The organism is Rhodococcus sp. NPDC019647, assembly GCF_044389235.1.
Taxonomy (GTDB): domain Bacteria; phylum Actinomycetota; class Actinomycetes; order Mycobacteriales; family Mycobacteriaceae; genus Rhodococcus_F; species Rhodococcus_F oxybenzonivorans.
Genome location: NZ_JBIRXS010000021.1, coordinates 15,529 through 32,056, shown reverse-complemented (window position 1 = coordinate 32,056; position 16,528 = coordinate 15,529). Strand labels below are relative to the sequence as shown.

Sequence of the window (16,528 nt, the reverse complement as noted above, 5' to 3'; positions counted from 1 at the left end):
CTGCTCTGCCGAAACGAAGGAGACCATGCCATGACCGTGATGCCCACCGCCATCCGCACCGCCTACACCACCGAGATGGCCGCGGCCCGCACCACCACCGAGGACACCCGACGGTGGGCGCACCTCGAACGCGCGCACATCCTGTCCCAGCCCTATCCGTGGCCGCACACCCGCAACCACCTCGCCATGCTCGCCCTCGCCCTGCGCCAACACGACCGCCGCGAGGCCCTCGGCCAGGTGGTGCGGATCATCGTCGCCGCCCCCGGCTCGGTCCTGGGCCGCTACCCGGAGGGCAACACCGGCCGCACCCGTGCCGGACTGAGAACCCCGATGCCGATCCCCGCGGACCTCGCCGACACCCTGGCCGCGGCCCGCTGACCCCAGCTTCCTGAGAAGACGGGGCAGCGGCCAGCGCGCCCAGCCGGGTGAGGGCCACCACATCCGAGCAAGGCGCGGCCACCAGCGCGAAGTGCGGTTCGTTAGGGTGTCGCCATGTTCCGTGCGCCCTGTTTGCCCGATTTACCGGTGTCGCTGCGGCGGGGTGCACGGTGAGCCGCGGAATACGTCTGTCGGTGACGCTGGTCGTTGCATTCGCCGTCGGCCTGGGGGTGTTGTTGCTGGTCAACCGCCCGAGCTCCGAGCGGATCACCGCGGAGGGTCCGGCAGCGGCGGTGGTGCGCCCGGACAGTCACCGGCTCAACACGGTCACCGACGGCAAGGCCACGTTCGTGGAGTTCCTCGATTTCGAATGTGAGGCCTGCCGATCGGTGTACCCGGCGATCGAGCAGCTGCGCACCGACTACGGCGACCGGGTCAGCTTCGTCGTCCGCTACTTCCCGCTGCCCGGCCACTTCAACGCCGAGCGGGCGGCCCGGGCGGTCGAAGCGGCCGCCGGCCAGGGCCGCTTCGAGCAGATGTATCAGCGGATGTACGACACTCAGGCCGAGTGGGGCGAGCAACGCACTCCCAAGGATGAGGTGTTCCGCGGATACGCCGCCGACCTCGGTCTCGATCTGGCCGCCTTCGACGCCGCCTACACCGATCCCGCCACCCTCGACCGCATCCGCGCCGACGTCGCCGACGGGGAAGCGCTCGGGGTGCAGGGCACCCCGACGTTCTTCCTGAACGACGAGAAGATCGAACCCACCAGCTACCAGGATCTGACCGATGCTCTCGACGCCGCCCTCCGCTGACACCGACGGCGCCCCGCATGCCGTGGCCGTATCGCAGCCCAGTCCGGGCAGTGATGCGGCACCGTTCCCGCGGTCGCTGCCGTGGCTGCTGCTGGTCGGCGGCCTCATCGGCCTCGTGGCCGCGTTCGTCCTCACCATCGAGAAATTTGCCCACGCCGCCGACAGCGATTACATCCCGTCCTGCAGCCTCAACCCGGTCCTGAACTGTGGCTCGGTGATGGGCACCGCGCAGGCCTCGGTGTTCGGATTCCCCAACTCGCTACTCGGAATTGCCGGATTCGGGGTCGTCGCTGCCACCGGGGCGGGGCTGCTGGCCGGCGCCCGGTTCGACCACTGGTACTGGCTGGGCCTGCAGGTAGGTGTCACCGCGGCGGTGGTGTTCGTGCACTGGCTGATCGTCCAAAGCCTCTACGTGATCGGCGCCCTGTGCCCGTACTGCATGGTGGTGTGGGCGGTGACGACGCCGATCTTCTGGTACGTCACCCTGCGCAACCTCCACCACGGCACCGTCACCCGCCCGGTACCCGCGGCCGTGGTCACGGCAAGCGGAAACCATGTCCTCCCCCTGACGGTTTGGGCGCTGAGTGTGGCCGGGTTGATCGCCTACCGGTTCTGGTCCTACTGGTCCAGTCTGCTCTGATCGCTCCACCCTCGCCGCGTCGATGGGCCCCACGGACATCGACAGACGGTCGTGAAACCCTGCAACCTGGCCGCCCGGTGCGCGTGCCTTACGACATCGAAATGGTCTCCGCCGTGCCGCGCGCCGGAAGGGCTGTGACAGGTGACACAACTGTTGACTTCGGGATGCCGAAGATTTTTACTTACCTCGCCCACAAAGAAAGGGCAGGCTTAGCTACACTCTGTGAATTCGCTGAGAGGGGAGACTCGTGGTGACATCGGGACACCAGTTCGCCGCAGGCGGTATCGATAGCGGTGTGACCAGGCCCTTACCTCGGCAGTCTCTCGTCTCCGTGACTGCAACGCCCGAGCTTTGCGAGGTCTGACGGGAATCCCCTGACAGACCTTCCCATCACGGATTGGCGTCCGGGGCAGCGAGCGCCAACAACCGCACCCAGCGATGTGCGGGCGTTGTTGCGTTACTTCTCACCAGAACCGGATCCCCATGTACACCACCTCTTCCGATTCCGCCGGCGAAGCCGGGTCGCCCACCTTGATCTCACCGGTCACCCCGATCGCCCCCCGACGGCTCCGCACCGACATGGTCTCGTGGGGACCGATGCACGGCATGCCCCCTCGCGCACACAAGCGCCTGCTGCCGATTCCGCCGGGCGAGCCGGAGAAACCGCTCGTACTGCACGATTCGTGGGCGATCGTGGCCGCAGCCGCGGTAGTCGCGTCGGCGGTGGTGGCCGCGGCGGTATGGGTCTCGACGCATATCGAGGTCGACCCAGTCCTACACACTGCGGCGTTGTTCGTGCACCTCGCATCGCTCGTGCTCGGGTTCGGCGGTGTCCTGATCGCCGACTATCTGGTGTTGGTGTGGATTTCGGGCCGGTCCACGCTCGCCGAAGCCATCCGGGGCGCGGAACGACTGCACCTGCCGATCTGGGTCGGTCTAGCCGGTCTCATCGGCAGCGGAGCGTTCCTAGAACCGAACCTGAACTCTGCGCTCACTCAGACGAAAGTGATCCTGGTATTGGTGCTGACCGTCAACGGCCTGCAGGCGCTGATTCTGAGTCGCCGCATTGCGCACAGCAACGCCCCGCACCTACCTCCGCAGCTGACCGCGTGGGGCGCGGCGACCGCGACGATTTCGCAGGTCTGCTGGTGGGGTGCCGTCTGGATCGGCTTCTGGAACGCCGAACACTGATCCCCCTCGACTGCGCAGTTCCTCTTACCGCTCGCTTCCTTCTCCCGCTCAGTCCCTTGTAAGAAAGGCACCACTCGATGACCACGTCCTCCTTCCGCAGCGCCGTGGCCTGCGCCGCACTGCTCGGCACGGCGTTAGCCTCGGCGACCGCCTGCGCTCCGGCGCAATCGACCGTAGCGGCACACTCCGGACACGAAAACCGGTACACCGCAGCGACGTTGGCTGCGAATGCCGACTCGCACGGTGCGCCCCTCGTGCTCGATGACATGGTCAACGCGTGGGGGCTCGCCATCCGCCCCCAGGGCGCCGGCGGCCACTTCTGGGTCGGTGCCGGCGGTGCCTCGTTCGAGTTCGTCGGTGACGTGGCAGCCTCACCCGACCCGGCGCTGCGCACGTTGCATCAAGACGGATTACGGAAGGTCACTGTCCCCGGAGCAGACTCCGACACCTCCGACGCCGGTGGCGGAAAGACCACCGGTGTCGTGTTCAACCCCGCACCCTTGACCTCTGACAGCTTCGTCGTCTCTGGCCAGCCCGTCGAGGTGGACGGCCACCAGCAGATGTTGTCGGGGTCGTCACGATTCCTGTTCGCGACCGATTCCGGTCGTATCTCGGCCTGGACCGAGCAGGGCGCCGACGGCGGGATCGTCCGGCACGACGGACCCGCGCTGGAAATGTTCAACGGCGAGCCGCAGGGCATGAGCTTCTTCGGTCTGGCCCTCGCCCCGGACCGCGACGACACCCTGTGGGCGGCCGACTTCGGGGCCGACCCGCAGATCCGGCAGTTCGACAAGACTTGGCGGCCGATCGTGACCGAAGGGTTCGCGAATCCATTCGCCACGGGCGAGCTGATAGACCCGGCCGACCCGGGCCGGGGAAGAGATGCACGCCCCGGCGATCCGGCGCCGTTCAACATCGTTGCTTCCGGTGACCGCATCTTCGTCACCTATGCAGTGACCAAATCCGCCGAGGGATCGCCCGGCGCAACGGAATTCGCTGCGGGCGAGGAAGACTCGCTCGACGCGGAGCAAGAAGCCGCGACCGGTGACCGGCCCGATCGGGGCAAGGTCGCCGAGTTCGATGCGGCCGGCACCCTCGTGCGTGTTCTCGACGACGGTGGGCGCCTCAACGCTCCGTGGGGAATCGCCCTCGCACCCGGCGACTTCGGCAATCTCGGCGGCACGATCCTCGTCGGCAACTTCGGCGGTGCCGGCCACATCGCCGCCTTCGACGATGCCACCGGTGCGTTCGTCGACTACGTCCGCGACGAGGCCGGTACGGTTCTCGGCATCGAGGGGCTGTGGGGGTTGCTGTTCGGAAACGGTGAGAGTCTCGGCGACAGCGACTCGCTTTACTACACGGCCGGACCAGCGGACGAGCAGGACGGTATCTTCGGCCGCCTGCGCGCTGCGAACTGAACGGGCGGGACCATGACACGAGGCCTCGGACTGAGCATCGGAACCACGCGGGCCATCGCGGTGAGCCTGAGCGAGGACGGCACGTCGACGATCTCGCGTCGCTCCACCTTGACGTTCGGTACCCAGTCGACCGTGCGACTGGGTGACGATCCCGGCGGCGAGGGGGTGGTAGCGGACTTCGCGCACCGCCCCGGCGCGGTGCTCGTTGCAGGAGACGGCTGCCGCTACACGGGGCAGGATCTGATTGTTGCCGCCGCCTACTGCCTGGTGGCCGAGGCGAACCCGCCGAAGGACGTCCCCATTGTGCTCAGCACCGCGGCGGCGCACCCCCGAAGCGCCGGGAATGCGCTCCGAACAGCGTTGGACCGTGCCGGACTGCGCCGAGTCGGACTGGTCGCCGAACCCGTCGCCGCCGTTGCGTGCCTCGAGTTCGAACGCGGCCCACTCGGTGACGGCCTCGCCCTTGTCTGCAACGTCGACGCCGGCAGCCTGGACCTCACCGTCGTGGCGATCGGCTCGGCGTCAAGGTCCGACCCCATCGTCGGGCGTCCGCTGCGCTTCGACGCGCGTCGTGCGACACCACCCCTCACCAATGACCGCATTCCGACCCTAGAACTCGTCGCCGACTGTCTATCCATGGCCGAAGTGACCTGCGACGACCTCGACGTCATCGTCGTGTCCGGCGAGTCAGCCGCCGATCCCACAGTGATCCAGTCGCTGTCGCAGTTAGGCAGGCCGATCCTCTCGTGCCCGGAGCCTGGCAGCATGGCCGCTCGGGGGGCGGCCGCTCTGGCAGCGGCGTCGTCCATGGACGATGTTGCCGCAGCGACGGGCCCCCGGAACCCGTGGCCCCGGCGGGCAGCGATCGCCTCGGTCGCAGCTGCCGTCGTGCTCGCTATGCCGTTGTTGACCCGGGGCTCGGAACCAGATCCGGTCATCACCACCGCGACCAGTGGTGCACCCGGTCTCGGCGTACGGTTGGTCGAGCAGAGCGCACGACCGCACGTGGCGCCCCGGCGTATGACCCGCGACGCGCCAACCGCTCCCGCCGCAGTGGAGGAATCCGTGCTGCCGGAACATGGATTCGCGGCGGTCGTCCCTATCATCGGCCGCGCACCGGTCGTGGTAGTCCCGGCCGCCGTTGCTCCCCCGACGGACACCCATCAAACGCCCGACTCCGACAGTCCGACGAGCACACCCACCACAACAGTGTCGGCGATACCACCGCTATCACCGTCGCCTCCCACCTCGTTCCCGAAGCCGGCACCGGAACCGGACCCAGGGCCGCCGGCCACCCCGGATCCGGCCGTCGATCCCACCACGCCACGGCCCGAACCCGACCCGACCACATCACCGGAAACACCGAAACCCACTCCTGCCGACGACAGCGAACCGGATGCCGAGACCCCGGCACCGGCGACCCCCTGACATCCACCACTGGACACTTTGGTAGTGGAACTCCACACTCGATCCGCGATGTTCGATAGCGACCGCAAACCCGAAAATTCAAGAGCCGCAGTATAAAACAGATCGCTATGACCGTCGTCACAGCCATTGACTTCGCAGTTCTCGTCACGTTAACTTAGGTCGCCCTCACAGAGGGCAGGCTAACCACCTTCGCGCCGCCCCCGTGCTCACCCTCAGGTGATCCGGAGTCGGCGCACAAAGGATCACATGCGCCGCGTGCGGGAGCCCGGCGACCAACGACAAGGACAATTTCTCGTGGCTACTTCCACCAAGCGGCGCCTGGCCGGCGCCGGCATCATCGCCGGACTCTCCGCGCTCACACTGATCGCAAACCCCGCCATCGGTTCCGCAGCGATCACCGGTGCGGCGACCGTGACCGCGGACGCCGGTGCAGGCACGATCACCACCTCGATCACCGGACTGAACACCACCAAACCGTTCGTCAAGTGCGAGGGCACCGTCTACAGCGCCGACGCAACGGTCCTCGACTCCACGACGAAAGTGGGCCAGAGCTTCCCCGTGACCGGACCGACCATGGTCGCCGGTCAGGTGCTGACCAACGCGTCCGGCGTCGGCACCTCGGCTGTTTTCCCCGACGGCGAGTACCAGGTGCGCACGAAGTGCAAGGAGGAGGGCGACGTCGACTACCAGGACCCCATCGCCCCCGTGCGGGTCACTGTCAGCTCGACCACCCCCGGCGGTGGCGGCCTGGACTTCGGTCTCGACGGTCTTCTCGACCTGTTCAGCGGGTTCGGCAGCTAACAGCGGAAGCGGGGGTGGCCGCGCCCACGTGGCCACCGCCGGCCATGCTGTCGGAGTTGATGTGCCCGTCGCCGACGGTTCGCAAGGCCGGCGCGGCGCTGGCCCGGCAAGTGCGGAAGTGGGCGGCCGCGCCGGCTCCTGATAAACCGACGCACCCTGAACACGACCGATCAGGTCGGAATGTTGACTCGTCTGATGTACGCATTGACTCCCGGGCGCCTTCGATGAGCGCGATGATCACCTCGCGCACGTTGTAGCCGATCGTCTTCCACCGCGACCAGCTCGCCCTCGGCTGAGCGCATCGTGACCCGGCATCAGGTGGTGAGCGCCCCGCCGAAGATCGTCACCCCGAGCCGGGTGGCATGGTCGAGGGCGCCGACGGTGCCGCCGACCTGCGGATGCTCGTCTGCCCAGGACCGGGCGGTCGCCTCATCGGTGAAAAAAATTCAGGGAGGTGCAGCACGTGTCCGCGGACGGACCCTGCCCGGCCATCGCACCGACGAACACCACCACGGTGGCCGGGTCGCGGTGGCGCTCTCACCGCGCACGGTCACGGCGATCCGCTCACCGGTCACCGGATCAGCGGATTCGATCACCACCTCGGTGCCGAGCATCGCGGACATCCCCAGCGCATCGACCGCGCACATCGCGTAGATGGTCGTCTCACCCCCGACGCGTACCTGGTGCGGGGTCGGGGAGGCGGAGAACGGATACGCCGACGCGATGCGCCCGGCAGAGTTGAGCCGGATCACGTCCTCGGCGTGCAACCGGTCCAAAACCCGCCGACCCGACACACCGAATTCGGCTGCCACCGAGTCCAGTTTCGACATCCTCGGGCGCTTCGCCGCGATCCGCGAACGCCCGCAGAATCGCATGATGAACCGCCTGCTCGGCCGGAGTGTCTGGTCGCGCCGCGCCGCGCCATCCACCCAACCGGACAACGGGGATTCCCCCGCAGCATCCGCCGGGCAGCAGTCGCCCAGGCCATCCGCGGGCTGGCCGGCCTCGCCCACCGCAGCCAGGTGCAGCGCCTGCCGCAGTGCCACCACTGAGGGCGCGCCACCGGAGGGATAGAGCCGGCAGGACACACTCGGCACCGACCCGGGCTCGGCGAACGGGTCCACACCGTCGACGAGCAGGGTGGGTGAGCCCGTCATTCCAGCGTCGGTGGCGACCGCCGGGTCATCGATCACCCGATGCGAAATCTCCACCTCGGACTGCTGATCTGCCAGAACCTTCTCGAGCCGTTGCTCGAGCAACGCCACGTTGGGGCAACCCGGAACCTGCAGGATTTCCAACCTCATCGGTCATCTCCTTCGGTGTGCAGGGTGTGCAAGAGGGGGCAGCACCGGTCGGCCCGTGGCCGTTCGCAGGTGGCGACGAGATCGGCGAGGGACCGCTGCATGCGTTGCAGGTCGGTGATCTTCTCGGCCAGCTGAGCCAGCTAGGCCTCGGCGAGTTCTTGAGTCGTGTCGCAGTCCTCCGGTCCGCCTTCGGCCAGTTGCAGCAGGTCCTCGATCTCGTCGAGGCTGAAGCCGTGCTCCTGAGCCCGTTTGACGAATCGGACCACGGTCACAGCGTCGGCCGAGTACGCCCGATACCCGGCCGGCGACCGCGGTGGCGGCGCCAACAGGCCGCGGCGTTCGTAGTACCGCAGCGTCTGCACATTCACCCCGGTGCGGGCGGCGACCTTACTGCTACGCATGCCACCATTCTCAACCCGGTACTCAACTATCGAGTCAAGCCGCAGGAGTCGTCGCCGGCCTCGTCGTTCTCCCACGATGCCTCGCTCGGTCGGATGTACCATCACGCCTGATCTTCTATGTCCGGACGGGCATAGACGTGCGCGGGCGCGAATACCGCACGCTTCGAATACCGCCGCTAATGTTGCGGACACCCTGAAGTCAATCCCCGTGATGAGCGTCACGCCTCCTCGGCGGCACGGGCAGATGGGTGTCGACGAACAAGCCCGCCACCCCGGCCGTCACGCAGACCGCGGTCACCACCATCAGTGCCGGATTCGGCTGCCCGGTCAACGCGTCCCCGAGTAACACCACCGCGACCGTGCCCGGCAGAATCCCGACCACGGTGGCGGCGGTGTAGGGCAGCAGGCGCACCGCGGAGAGTCCGGAGCAGTAGTTGACCAGTGCGAACGGTGCCGGGGCGATGAGCCGCAGGGACCCGACGGCGAGCCATCCCCGCCGGGCCAGCCGGGCATCGATGGCCTTGACCGCGGGGTGCGTCAGCCGCGCCTGCACGGCGCTGCGCCCGAGCGCCCGCACCAGCAGGAGCGCCAGCACGGCGCTGACCGTCGTGGCGGCGATCGTGACGGCGACCCCGGCGGCGGGACCGAACAACAGCCCGGCGCTGAGGGTGAACACCGTGCGCGGCACCGGGGCGATCGTCAGCACCGCCTGGGTCAGGAAGAACACCACCACGAACGCCGAGCCCATCGACTCCGCCCAGTCCCGCACCACGGAGATCGGGGGGCGGGGGACGAGGGCGGCGGCCATTGCCAGCGCGGCCAGCACCGTCACGGTGGCGAGAATGCGGCGATCGCGCAGGATCGTTGGCACCCACCGGTTCCCGCGGCGCGGGGCGGAGGTGTCGCCAGCGGAGGGGCTCGGGCCGGCATTGTCGCGCTGGGCGAGTTCACCGCCCGAGCCGTCCACCACGGCGGTGTAGGCGGTGTAGGTGCGCGGGACCCAGGACGGTGGGGTCATGTCAGCGCGCTTCCGGCCACCCATTGATCCCAGGGCACGCTCCAGTCGCCGTTCTGCCACAGCTCGAGCGGTGCCCCACCGGTGTTGCGGACTTCGACGATGTCGCCGGGAACGGAGAAGTCGTAGAACCATTGGGCGTGGGCGCGGCTGAGATTCAGGCAGCCGTGGGAGACATTGGTGTTGCCCTGCGCCCAGATGGTGTCCTCGAGTTCGTGGAGGTAGATGCCGTCGTTGCTGATGCGGGTGGCGTAGTTGATCGTTTCCTTGTAGCCGAGCCTCGAATTGACCGGAAGCCCATAGGTCGAGGAATCCATGACCACCGGGTTGGCCTTGTCGATGACGGTGTAAATGCCGGGCTGGGTCCAGAACGTCAGGGTTTGCCCGTTGATGGTTTCGCTGCCGCCCATGCCCATCGAGGTGGGCATGGTGCGCACGACTTCCCCGTTGTTGGTGACCGTGATCTGTTTGGTGATGTCGTCGGCGATGGAGATGTGGGCGTCGCCGATGGTGAACGAGGTGGCGGCATCCTCCTGACCGAACAGTCCGCCACCGAGGTCGACGCCGTAGACGTTGGCGCGGGCGGTGACCGTGGTGCCGGGGGTGTAGTAGTTCTGGGGCCGCCAGTGCACGTTCTGATCGTCGGCCCAGTGCCAGGATCCCTGCGCCGGCGGGGTGGTTTCGACGGTCAAGGTCTTCTCGGCGGCGGCGCGGTCGGTGATCGGCTCGTCGAAGTGGGTGACGATGACGATCCCGATGCCGAAAGTGCCGCCGTCGGTGAGGAGATTGCCGCCCGAGGTGACGAAGGTCGGTTTGGTGAGGTTGCCCGGCCGCACGGTGGAGAAGGTGCTGGCCTTCTCGGTGCGGATGCCATCGTCGTGGCGCGCGGCAGCGGTGATGGTGTAGGTCCTGCCGTAACCCAAAGGGATACCGGGTTTCCAGGCGATGCGGTCGGGGGTGAAGATGCCCTCGATGACTCTGCCTTCATCGTTGGTCATCGTGACCGATTCGAGGGCCCCACCGGTGGCCTCGACCGACACCGGGTCCGCGGGGTTGACGGTGTCGGCTCCATCAGCGGGGACGAAAGTGATCGTGGGGGCTGGCGGGGCGGCCGGATTCGCATCGCCGCTCGGGCTGGATGATCCGGTTCCGGACGGGGCGCAGGCGGCCAGAACTGCGATCAGGATCGCCAGGGCGAGCAGGGCCGGGGTCCGACGCGATGGGCGAGTGTTCATGGGGTTCCTCCATACCGGCGAGGCGGCGGCGAAGCGGGGGTCAAGAAAAGGGGGGTACACGCTGTGCGTGCGTAGGGGGAGGAGGGTGGGACCGGGAAGGGGCGCGGTCCCACCCTTATCGGGTTAGTTCTGTTGCAGCAGTGCCTGCATGGTGGTGATCTCCGCCTGCTGGGCGGCGATGATGTCGGTAGCCATTTGCTTGGCGTCGGCGTTTTCTCCGTCAGCCAGTTCGGTCTGGGCCATCTCGATGGCCCCGGTGTGGTGTTCGATCATCATGTTCAGCCAGGCGGTGTCGAAGTCGGCGCCGCTCTTGCCGGCCAGATCGGTCATCTGCTCCGGTGACATCATCCCGCTCATGCCGCCGTCGGCCGCGGCGCTGGTGCCGCCGTGGTTCATTCCGCTCATGCCGCCGCTGGCGTCGGTGGAGGGGGCAGGCAGGCCGCGCTGCGCGAGCAGCGCGGTCATCTGTTCCATTTCCGGTCCTTGGGCTGCGGCAATGTTTTTGGCGAGGTCGAGTACCTGCGGATTGGTGGTGCGGCCCAGGGCCATGTTCGCCATCTCGACGGCCTGCGCGTGGTGGGGATACATCATCTGCAGGAACATCACGTCGGCGTCGTTGAAGGCGACCGCACCCGTGGTGGTGGACGAGCTCGACGTGGTGCTCGGGGCGTTGTTCGACATTTGGCTCATGTCGTGTCCGCCGCCGTTGTCGTTGCTACAGCCGGCGAGAACCAGGACTCCGGACACGGCTGCGGCGGACAGGGCGACACGGGCACGGGGGGAACGCAAAGACCACATGGATAGGGCTCCTCGAAAGGTCGGTGTGTGAAAGGTGAAGCAGGCGTGCATGAGAGACGTCTGCGTGGGTGACCCACCTGAGGTGGGGCACCTGTCACACCCGTAACACCGACAGTTGCGCGAGGGTGGGAGTTGTCCACGGCGGCGCCCGGCCGGCGCGGTGACGGAGCAGGGCCCGCAGGCGGGGTACCGCGGTGTCCCCGGTGGTGGCGGTGGCGTACCAGCGGGCGAGGACCAGGGCCGCGGCGATCGTCATTACGGACATGCACAGATGCAGGCCCGTGTGGTCGCTGCAGTCGGTGCCCTCACATCCGGTCCCGGCCAGTACGACGGGAATATCCCCGAGGGCCACCGGCACCGCGGCCGCGTCGTGGGCGTGAACGTGCCCGGCCGAAGCAGACTCCGATGAGGTGGGATGTGCAGCCGAGTGGTCGAGCAGGGGTGAGGAATGCATGAGGAGCACACCGAACAGCACCGCCACGACGGCGGTCACCCGCAGCAGTTGCTGCACCGTCGGTGTCGTCCCCAGCACTTTCACGACCATGATGTTACTGACCCGGGCCGGTGGCCGACGCGGTGAAGGCATGACCGGGTCACGGTGTCGTCGGGGGACGCCGCTGGCCGGTTGCGGGCCGGGTGGTGTCCCGACCTGATGCGATCGCCCGCCGCTCATTCCCCGCCAGGTTCCGGGTAGAGGAATCTGCGGGTGACGAGATGTTTGGTGTCGGTGAGCGTTTCCTCGCTGATCCGGCCGGCGCCGTCGAGGGTGAGCAGCACGTTCATCCCGGCGGCCGGGTAGCCGAGCGCCAGTCGCACAGTCCCATCCGGGTGCGGCAACCGGACCGCCAGCGGGGCGGTGCCATCGGCGTACGGTTCCTGCGCCAGGAAGAAGTCGGCGGGCAGGTCGAGTCGCTGCGGTTCGGGCGCGGCGGTGGTGGTGTCGCTGGTCACCGACTCGTACACGGTCAGCTCGCCCTCGGCGCGGGTCGCGGCGACGGCGCGGGCCAGGTTGTCGCCGCCGGGTGCGGTCGGCCAGGGCACGAGCAGACTGACCGTATTGCCCTGCCAGCCCGCCGCGGCCACGCCGAGGGTGAGCACGTTGTCCCCGCCCTGCCAGGTGGCCGGTGCGACGAAACACCCCGGCCCGCACCCGCGCAGGGCGAGGGCACTGTCGCCTTCCGCGGCGGCGATCCGCCCCGACAAGGTGAAGTCCTGGCCCGGTTCGGGGGCGTAGTAGTCACCGCGGCGAGGGGTGGCCAGCCGCACCACCAGTTGCCCGTCGCTGGCGGCGACCGATACCCCGACCTGCCCGGCGAGGGTCCCCAGCGGCAGGACCGGACCGGCCGGCGGCGGGGGACCGGGTTGCTGGGAGCTGCCGGCCGGGGTGGTGGAGACCAGGGCGGCGCTGGCCGCCAGGACCGCGACCAGCAACACGCTCTCGGCCCGAACCCGATTCCGCACCGAGGGGAGCCGTTCCGGGGTGCGCATCCCCCACCGGGCGGTCAGCGCCACCGCTGAGGCGGCGGCGACCAGCACCAGCTTGACCACCAGCACCTGACCGTAGGCCGTCGACAGCAGGGCGGAGACCGGGATCAGCTGCAGGGCGGTGGCGGTGCCGGTGGCGACCACGACCAGGAAGGTCCACACCGCCAGCCGGGTGTAACCCGCCAACACCCACCGCACCGCGGCCCGTTCGCTCCACCAGGCCAGCACCGCGCGGGCGGTGTGCAGCAGGGCGCCCACCCAGATCGCGGCGGCCGCTAGATGGATCGCGGTGAGCGCACCACCCCACCCGGGTGCGGCGATATTGGCGTGCGAGCGCACCCCTTCCGCCGCGATCACCAGTATCAGCGGTGCCGCCGCCCATCCCCGGCGACCGGCAAAGGCCAGCGCGGCGGCCAGCACCAATCCTGCGGCCTCGGTGAGCAAGACCAGGCCGGCACGTTCCTGCCACAGCACACTGACGGTGTCGGTGGATGCGGCCAGTGCTGCGCCGAGTCCGAGGACGCCGGCCAACCCGAGGAGGGCGCCGGCCGGCACCGGGGACCGCACCGTCGGGAGCGCCGGATTCTCGCGTCGGGCGGTGGTGGTGACGCGTTCGGCGACCAGGCCACCGAACGCGAGGGCGAGCCCGAGGAACAGCAACCACCGCAGCGCAGCATCGGTCCACGACGTCGACTCGCCGTCGCCCGCGCCCGCGGCATCGGTCAGGGCGAGACCGATGGCGAACCGGAACTCCTGCTCGACGAGATCGCCGTCGGCGCCGGTCACCAGCCAGCGCACGGTGTAGGTGCCCGGTGCCAGCGCCTCGGCCGGGCGGGCGGTGAGAGCCCGTCCGCCCCGTACGGATTCGGCGACACCCATCGGCACCGTTCGGCCGTCGCTGCCGGTGACGACGACCGCGGGCGCCCCGGGAGTGACCGGCTCGTTGAACATCAACGTGATCGTGGGTGGGGAATCGGCGACCGCGGTGTCCGATCCTGGATCGGTGAACAGCAGGGTGGGATGGGCGTTGGCCGGCCCCGCCCCGACGCCCGTCATCATGGCGAGCGCTGTCAGGGCCAGCAGAATTATCAGACTACGGAGCAGGGGTCGGGCGGGGGTGGGCATGCCGGTTCAGTTCAGGGTGTAGAGCGCCTGGGAGGTGGCGGCGTAGGCGGTGTCGTAGTTGGGGGCGGTCAGCGCGTCGACGGTGCCGACCTGGGCGCGTTTCTGCCAGTCCTGTCCTTCGCGGGTGCGCCAGGCGTACCCGTCGACGTCGATGCCCCACAGCGCATCCCCGGCGCCGGCGATCATCACCAGCTGCGGGGCGTCCGGCACGGGCGAGAACGTGCGGGCGGCGGTGGTGCTGTGTTCGAGGCCCGCTGGGGTCACCGCCCATACCCCGTTGTCGTTGATCGCCAGTGCGGCGGCGACCAGTTTCGCGCCCGGCGTCCAGGTGGTGCCGGCGTCGGTCGAGACGAGCAGCCCATCGGTGCCGTCGAATCCGACCAGGATGCGGCCGTCCGTGCTGAGGGCATGAAAATCGACCTGCCCGGCCAGGGAGCGGTCCATCCAGCTGCCGCCCCCGTCGGTGCTGCTGCGCAGCCCCAGCGGGTTGGCGGCGAAGCTGGACGGCCCGGGGTGACCGGAGGCGAACAGGTTGTCGGTGTTGGGTACACCGGTCAGTCCCATGAAGTCGTCGTCGGAGCCGCCGACGCGGGAGGTGGAGCCGGAGGTGTCGATGGCGAAGATGCCCGTGTGCGTGCCGGCCAGCACGGTGCCGTCCTTGCCCACGTGCAGTCCGTGCAGGTGGGACAGTTCGGAGCTGAAATCGACTGTCGGCACGGAGGTGTCGGGTGTCGTGGGCTCGTCGGCCCCAGAGGTGCAGCCGGTGAGCAGCAGCAGAGCGGCGGCGGTGGGCAGCAGGGTGCGGGTGATCGGGTGGGCAGCCATCTTCGGGTCTCATTCTGTACGTGAGGGGAGGGACGGGGAATCAGGGGCGCATCGACGGTCGCCACATGGCCGGCCTCGTATGCCGTTGCGGGGAGAGGTTATTCGGTGTAGGACAGCGTGGTCATCATCCCGGCCTCGCCGTGATAGAGGTTGTGGCAGTGCACCAGCCACTGGCCGGGGTTGTCCGCGTCGAGGTCGACCTCGACGCTCTGATTCGGCAGCACCAAGGTTGTGTCCTTGCGGGGACCGGCGCCCTGGCCGTCGACGACCTGGAAGGTGTGTCCGTGCAGGTGCATGGGGTGGAACATCATGGTCTTGTTGACGAACCGGAGCCGCACCCGTTGACCCTGGGTGATTTCGAGCGGGGTGTGCTCGCCGTAGGTGGCGCCGTTGATCGTCCACCGATACCCGGACATGTCCATCCCCAGCATCAGCTCGTGCACCCGGTCCGGGTTACGGCGGTCGAGTCGAACATCCTCACGCGAGCGCAGCGTCAGGCCGGTGATCGGGGGTGCGTCGAGCTCGGCAGTGCGGATGACCGGGTCGAGTCGTCCACCGGCCCCGGTGCGGATCACGGCGAACCCCTGCCCCTGCTTGCCTTCCGCGGAGGCGACGAGGGGGAAGACCCCGTCGCCGAGTGTGACGATCGCATCGAAGCGCTCACCCATGCCGATCAGCAGCGAGGACCCGGTGACCGGCTGCACGGGATATCCGTCGCTGTGGGTGACGGTCAGCTGATGGCCGCCGACCGCGACGCGGAACGCGGTGTCCGCGCCGGCGTTGATGATCCGCAACCGCACCCGTTGCCCGGGTCGGGCCCGCACCGTGAACGGGTCGGCGCCGAGGGTGCCGTTGATCAGATAGTAGGGATAGTCCACGTCGCCGGTGTCGGCGCCGAGCGGGTTGGCGGGATCGATCTGCGACCCCATGCCCATCCCGGTCATCCCGCCGTGGTCCATGCCCATGCCGTTCATCGGCATCCCACCGCGCCGCAGGGCGTCGAGTTGCCGGTCCGGGGTTGCGCCGGCCACCCCGTCGAGCCAGTCATCGAGCACGAGCACGGACTCGAGGTCGTAATCGGAGCCCTCGGCGGGATCTTCCACGATGACCGGGGCGTAGAGGCCCCGGTCGAACTGCATCCCGACATGGGGGTGGAGCCAGTGGGTACCGGCGGCCGGGGCGAGGAACTCGTAGGTGAACGGGTTGTCGGGGGCGATGGCGGCCTGGGTCAACCCGGGCACCCCGTCCATGTCGTTACGCAACGCGAGACCGTGCCAGTGGATGGTCGACTCGGCCGGCAGGTCGTTGCTCAGCTCGGCGCGGAGCAGATCGCCGCGGCGCAGCCGGATCTCCCGGCCGGGGATCCGGTCGCCGTAGGCCCAGGTATCGACCTGGACCCCGCCCAGGTCGATCCGGGTCGGACGAGCCTGCAGCGAGGCGGTGACCGTGTTCCCGGTCCCGATATTGGCTTTGCGGACCTGCTCGGCCGCCCGCACCGCCGTCGAGTCGGGGCCGACGGCGTGCGGCGCCGGTGCGGCACCGCCGCCCCTGCTGCACCCGACCGCGGTCGCTGCTACCCCCAGACCGGCCAGCGCCAGAAAGTTCCGGCGCGACAGGCGGGCGGCGCCGGGAAAAGGTTCGATCATGCACAAACTCCTGTTCGAGCGCA

General features: G+C 68.6%; 16 protein-coding genes. 7 read left to right on the top strand and 9 right to left on the bottom strand.

Going from position 1 to position 16,528, the window contains the following annotated elements; genetic code table 11:
• The first annotated feature begins 30 nt into the window (after window positions 1-30).
• The 7 genes from ACH49N_RS27655 to ACH49N_RS27625 all read left to right on the top strand — a co-directional run bounded on the left by ACH49N_RS27655 (window position 31) and on the right by ACH49N_RS27625 (window position 6,671).
• Entirely contained in the window at window positions 31-378 is a 348-nt protein-coding gene (locus ACH49N_RS27655; RefSeq protein ID WP_358275779.1) for a DUF3703 domain-containing protein, read from the top strand.
• 170 nt (window positions 379-548) lie between these two features.
• The gene (locus ACH49N_RS27650) at window positions 549-1,193 is read left to right on the top strand and encodes a thioredoxin domain-containing protein (RefSeq protein ID WP_358275778.1); all 645 of its coding nucleotides are present in this window, start codon (window positions 549-551) and stop codon (window positions 1,191-1,193) included.
• Window positions 1,168-1,833, top strand: coding sequence for a vitamin K epoxide reductase family protein (locus ACH49N_RS27645; protein ID WP_358275776.1), 666 nt, complete (start codon window positions 1,168-1,170; stop codon window positions 1,831-1,833). Before ACH49N_RS27650 ends, ACH49N_RS27645 begins: the two co-directional genes overlap by 26 nt.
• 483 nt (window positions 1,834-2,316) lie before the next feature.
• Window positions 2,317-3,024 (top strand): hypothetical protein, encoded by a 708-nt coding sequence (locus ACH49N_RS27640; protein WP_358275774.1) that lies wholly within the window; start codon window positions 2,317-2,319, stop codon window positions 3,022-3,024.
• 77 nt (window positions 3,025-3,101) lie between these two features.
• Complete coding sequence (locus ACH49N_RS27635) at window positions 3,102-4,442, top strand: TIGR03118 family protein (protein WP_358275772.1); 1,341 nt, start codon at window positions 3,102-3,104, stop codon at window positions 4,440-4,442.
• Between the two features lie 12 nt (window positions 4,443-4,454).
• Window positions 4,455-5,870, top strand: a complete 1,416-nt coding sequence (locus tag ACH49N_RS27630) for a hypothetical protein (RefSeq protein WP_358275770.1) — start codon at window positions 4,455-4,457, stop codon at window positions 5,868-5,870.
• Window positions 5,871-6,164: 294 nt separating this feature from the next.
• Entirely contained in the window at window positions 6,165-6,671 is a 507-nt protein-coding gene (locus tag ACH49N_RS27625; protein WP_358275769.1) for a hypothetical protein, read from the top strand.
• A 446-nt stretch (window positions 6,672-7,117) separates the two neighbouring features.
• Here the strand turns inward: ACH49N_RS27625 and merB are convergent, their stop codons facing one another.
• The 9 genes from merB to ACH49N_RS27580 form a co-directional block, all read right to left on the bottom strand.
• The gene (gene merB, locus ACH49N_RS27620) at window positions 7,118-7,975 is read right to left on the bottom strand and encodes an organomercurial lyase (protein WP_358275767.1); all 858 of its coding nucleotides are present in this window, start codon (window positions 7,973-7,975) and stop codon (window positions 7,118-7,120) included.
• A 140-nt stretch (window positions 7,976-8,115) separates the two neighbouring features.
• A complete protein-coding gene (locus ACH49N_RS27615) occupies window positions 8,116-8,376 on the bottom strand; it encodes a MerR family transcriptional regulator (protein WP_358275765.1) in 261 nt (86 codons plus the stop codon).
• 199 nt (window positions 8,377-8,575) lie between these two features.
• Window positions 8,576-9,220: a TVP38/TMEM64 family protein gene (locus ACH49N_RS27610; protein ID WP_397504808.1), complete on the bottom strand. Its 645-nt coding sequence runs from the start codon at window positions 9,218-9,220 to the stop codon at window positions 8,576-8,578.
• Between the two features lie 170 nt (window positions 9,221-9,390).
• On the bottom strand, window positions 9,391-10,626 hold the full coding sequence (locus tag ACH49N_RS27605) for an Ig-like domain-containing protein (protein WP_358275764.1): 1,236 nt from the start codon (window positions 10,624-10,626) through the stop codon (window positions 9,391-9,393).
• Window positions 10,627-10,749: 123 nt separating this feature from the next.
• The gene (locus ACH49N_RS27600; protein ID WP_358275762.1) at window positions 10,750-11,424 is read right to left on the bottom strand and encodes a DUF305 domain-containing protein; all 675 of its coding nucleotides are present in this window, start codon (window positions 11,422-11,424) and stop codon (window positions 10,750-10,752) included.
• Window positions 11,425-11,518: 94 nt separating this feature from the next.
• On the bottom strand, window positions 11,519-11,968 hold the full coding sequence (locus tag ACH49N_RS27595; protein WP_358275907.1) for a DUF6153 family protein: 450 nt from the start codon (window positions 11,966-11,968) through the stop codon (window positions 11,519-11,521).
• A gap of 125 nt (window positions 11,969-12,093) precedes the next feature.
• Window positions 12,094-14,034, bottom strand: a complete 1,941-nt coding sequence (locus ACH49N_RS27590; protein ID WP_358275761.1) for a copper resistance protein CopC — start codon at window positions 14,032-14,034, stop codon at window positions 12,094-12,096.
• A gap of 6 nt (window positions 14,035-14,040) precedes the next feature.
• Entirely contained in the window at window positions 14,041-14,859 is an 819-nt protein-coding gene (locus ACH49N_RS27585) for a F510_1955 family glycosylhydrolase (RefSeq protein WP_358275759.1), read from the bottom strand.
• Window positions 14,860-14,957: 98 nt separating this feature from the next.
• A complete protein-coding gene (locus ACH49N_RS27580; protein ID WP_358275758.1) occupies window positions 14,958-16,505 on the bottom strand; it encodes a multicopper oxidase family protein in 1,548 nt (515 codons plus the stop codon).
• Between the last annotated feature and the right edge of the window lie 23 nt (window positions 16,506-16,528).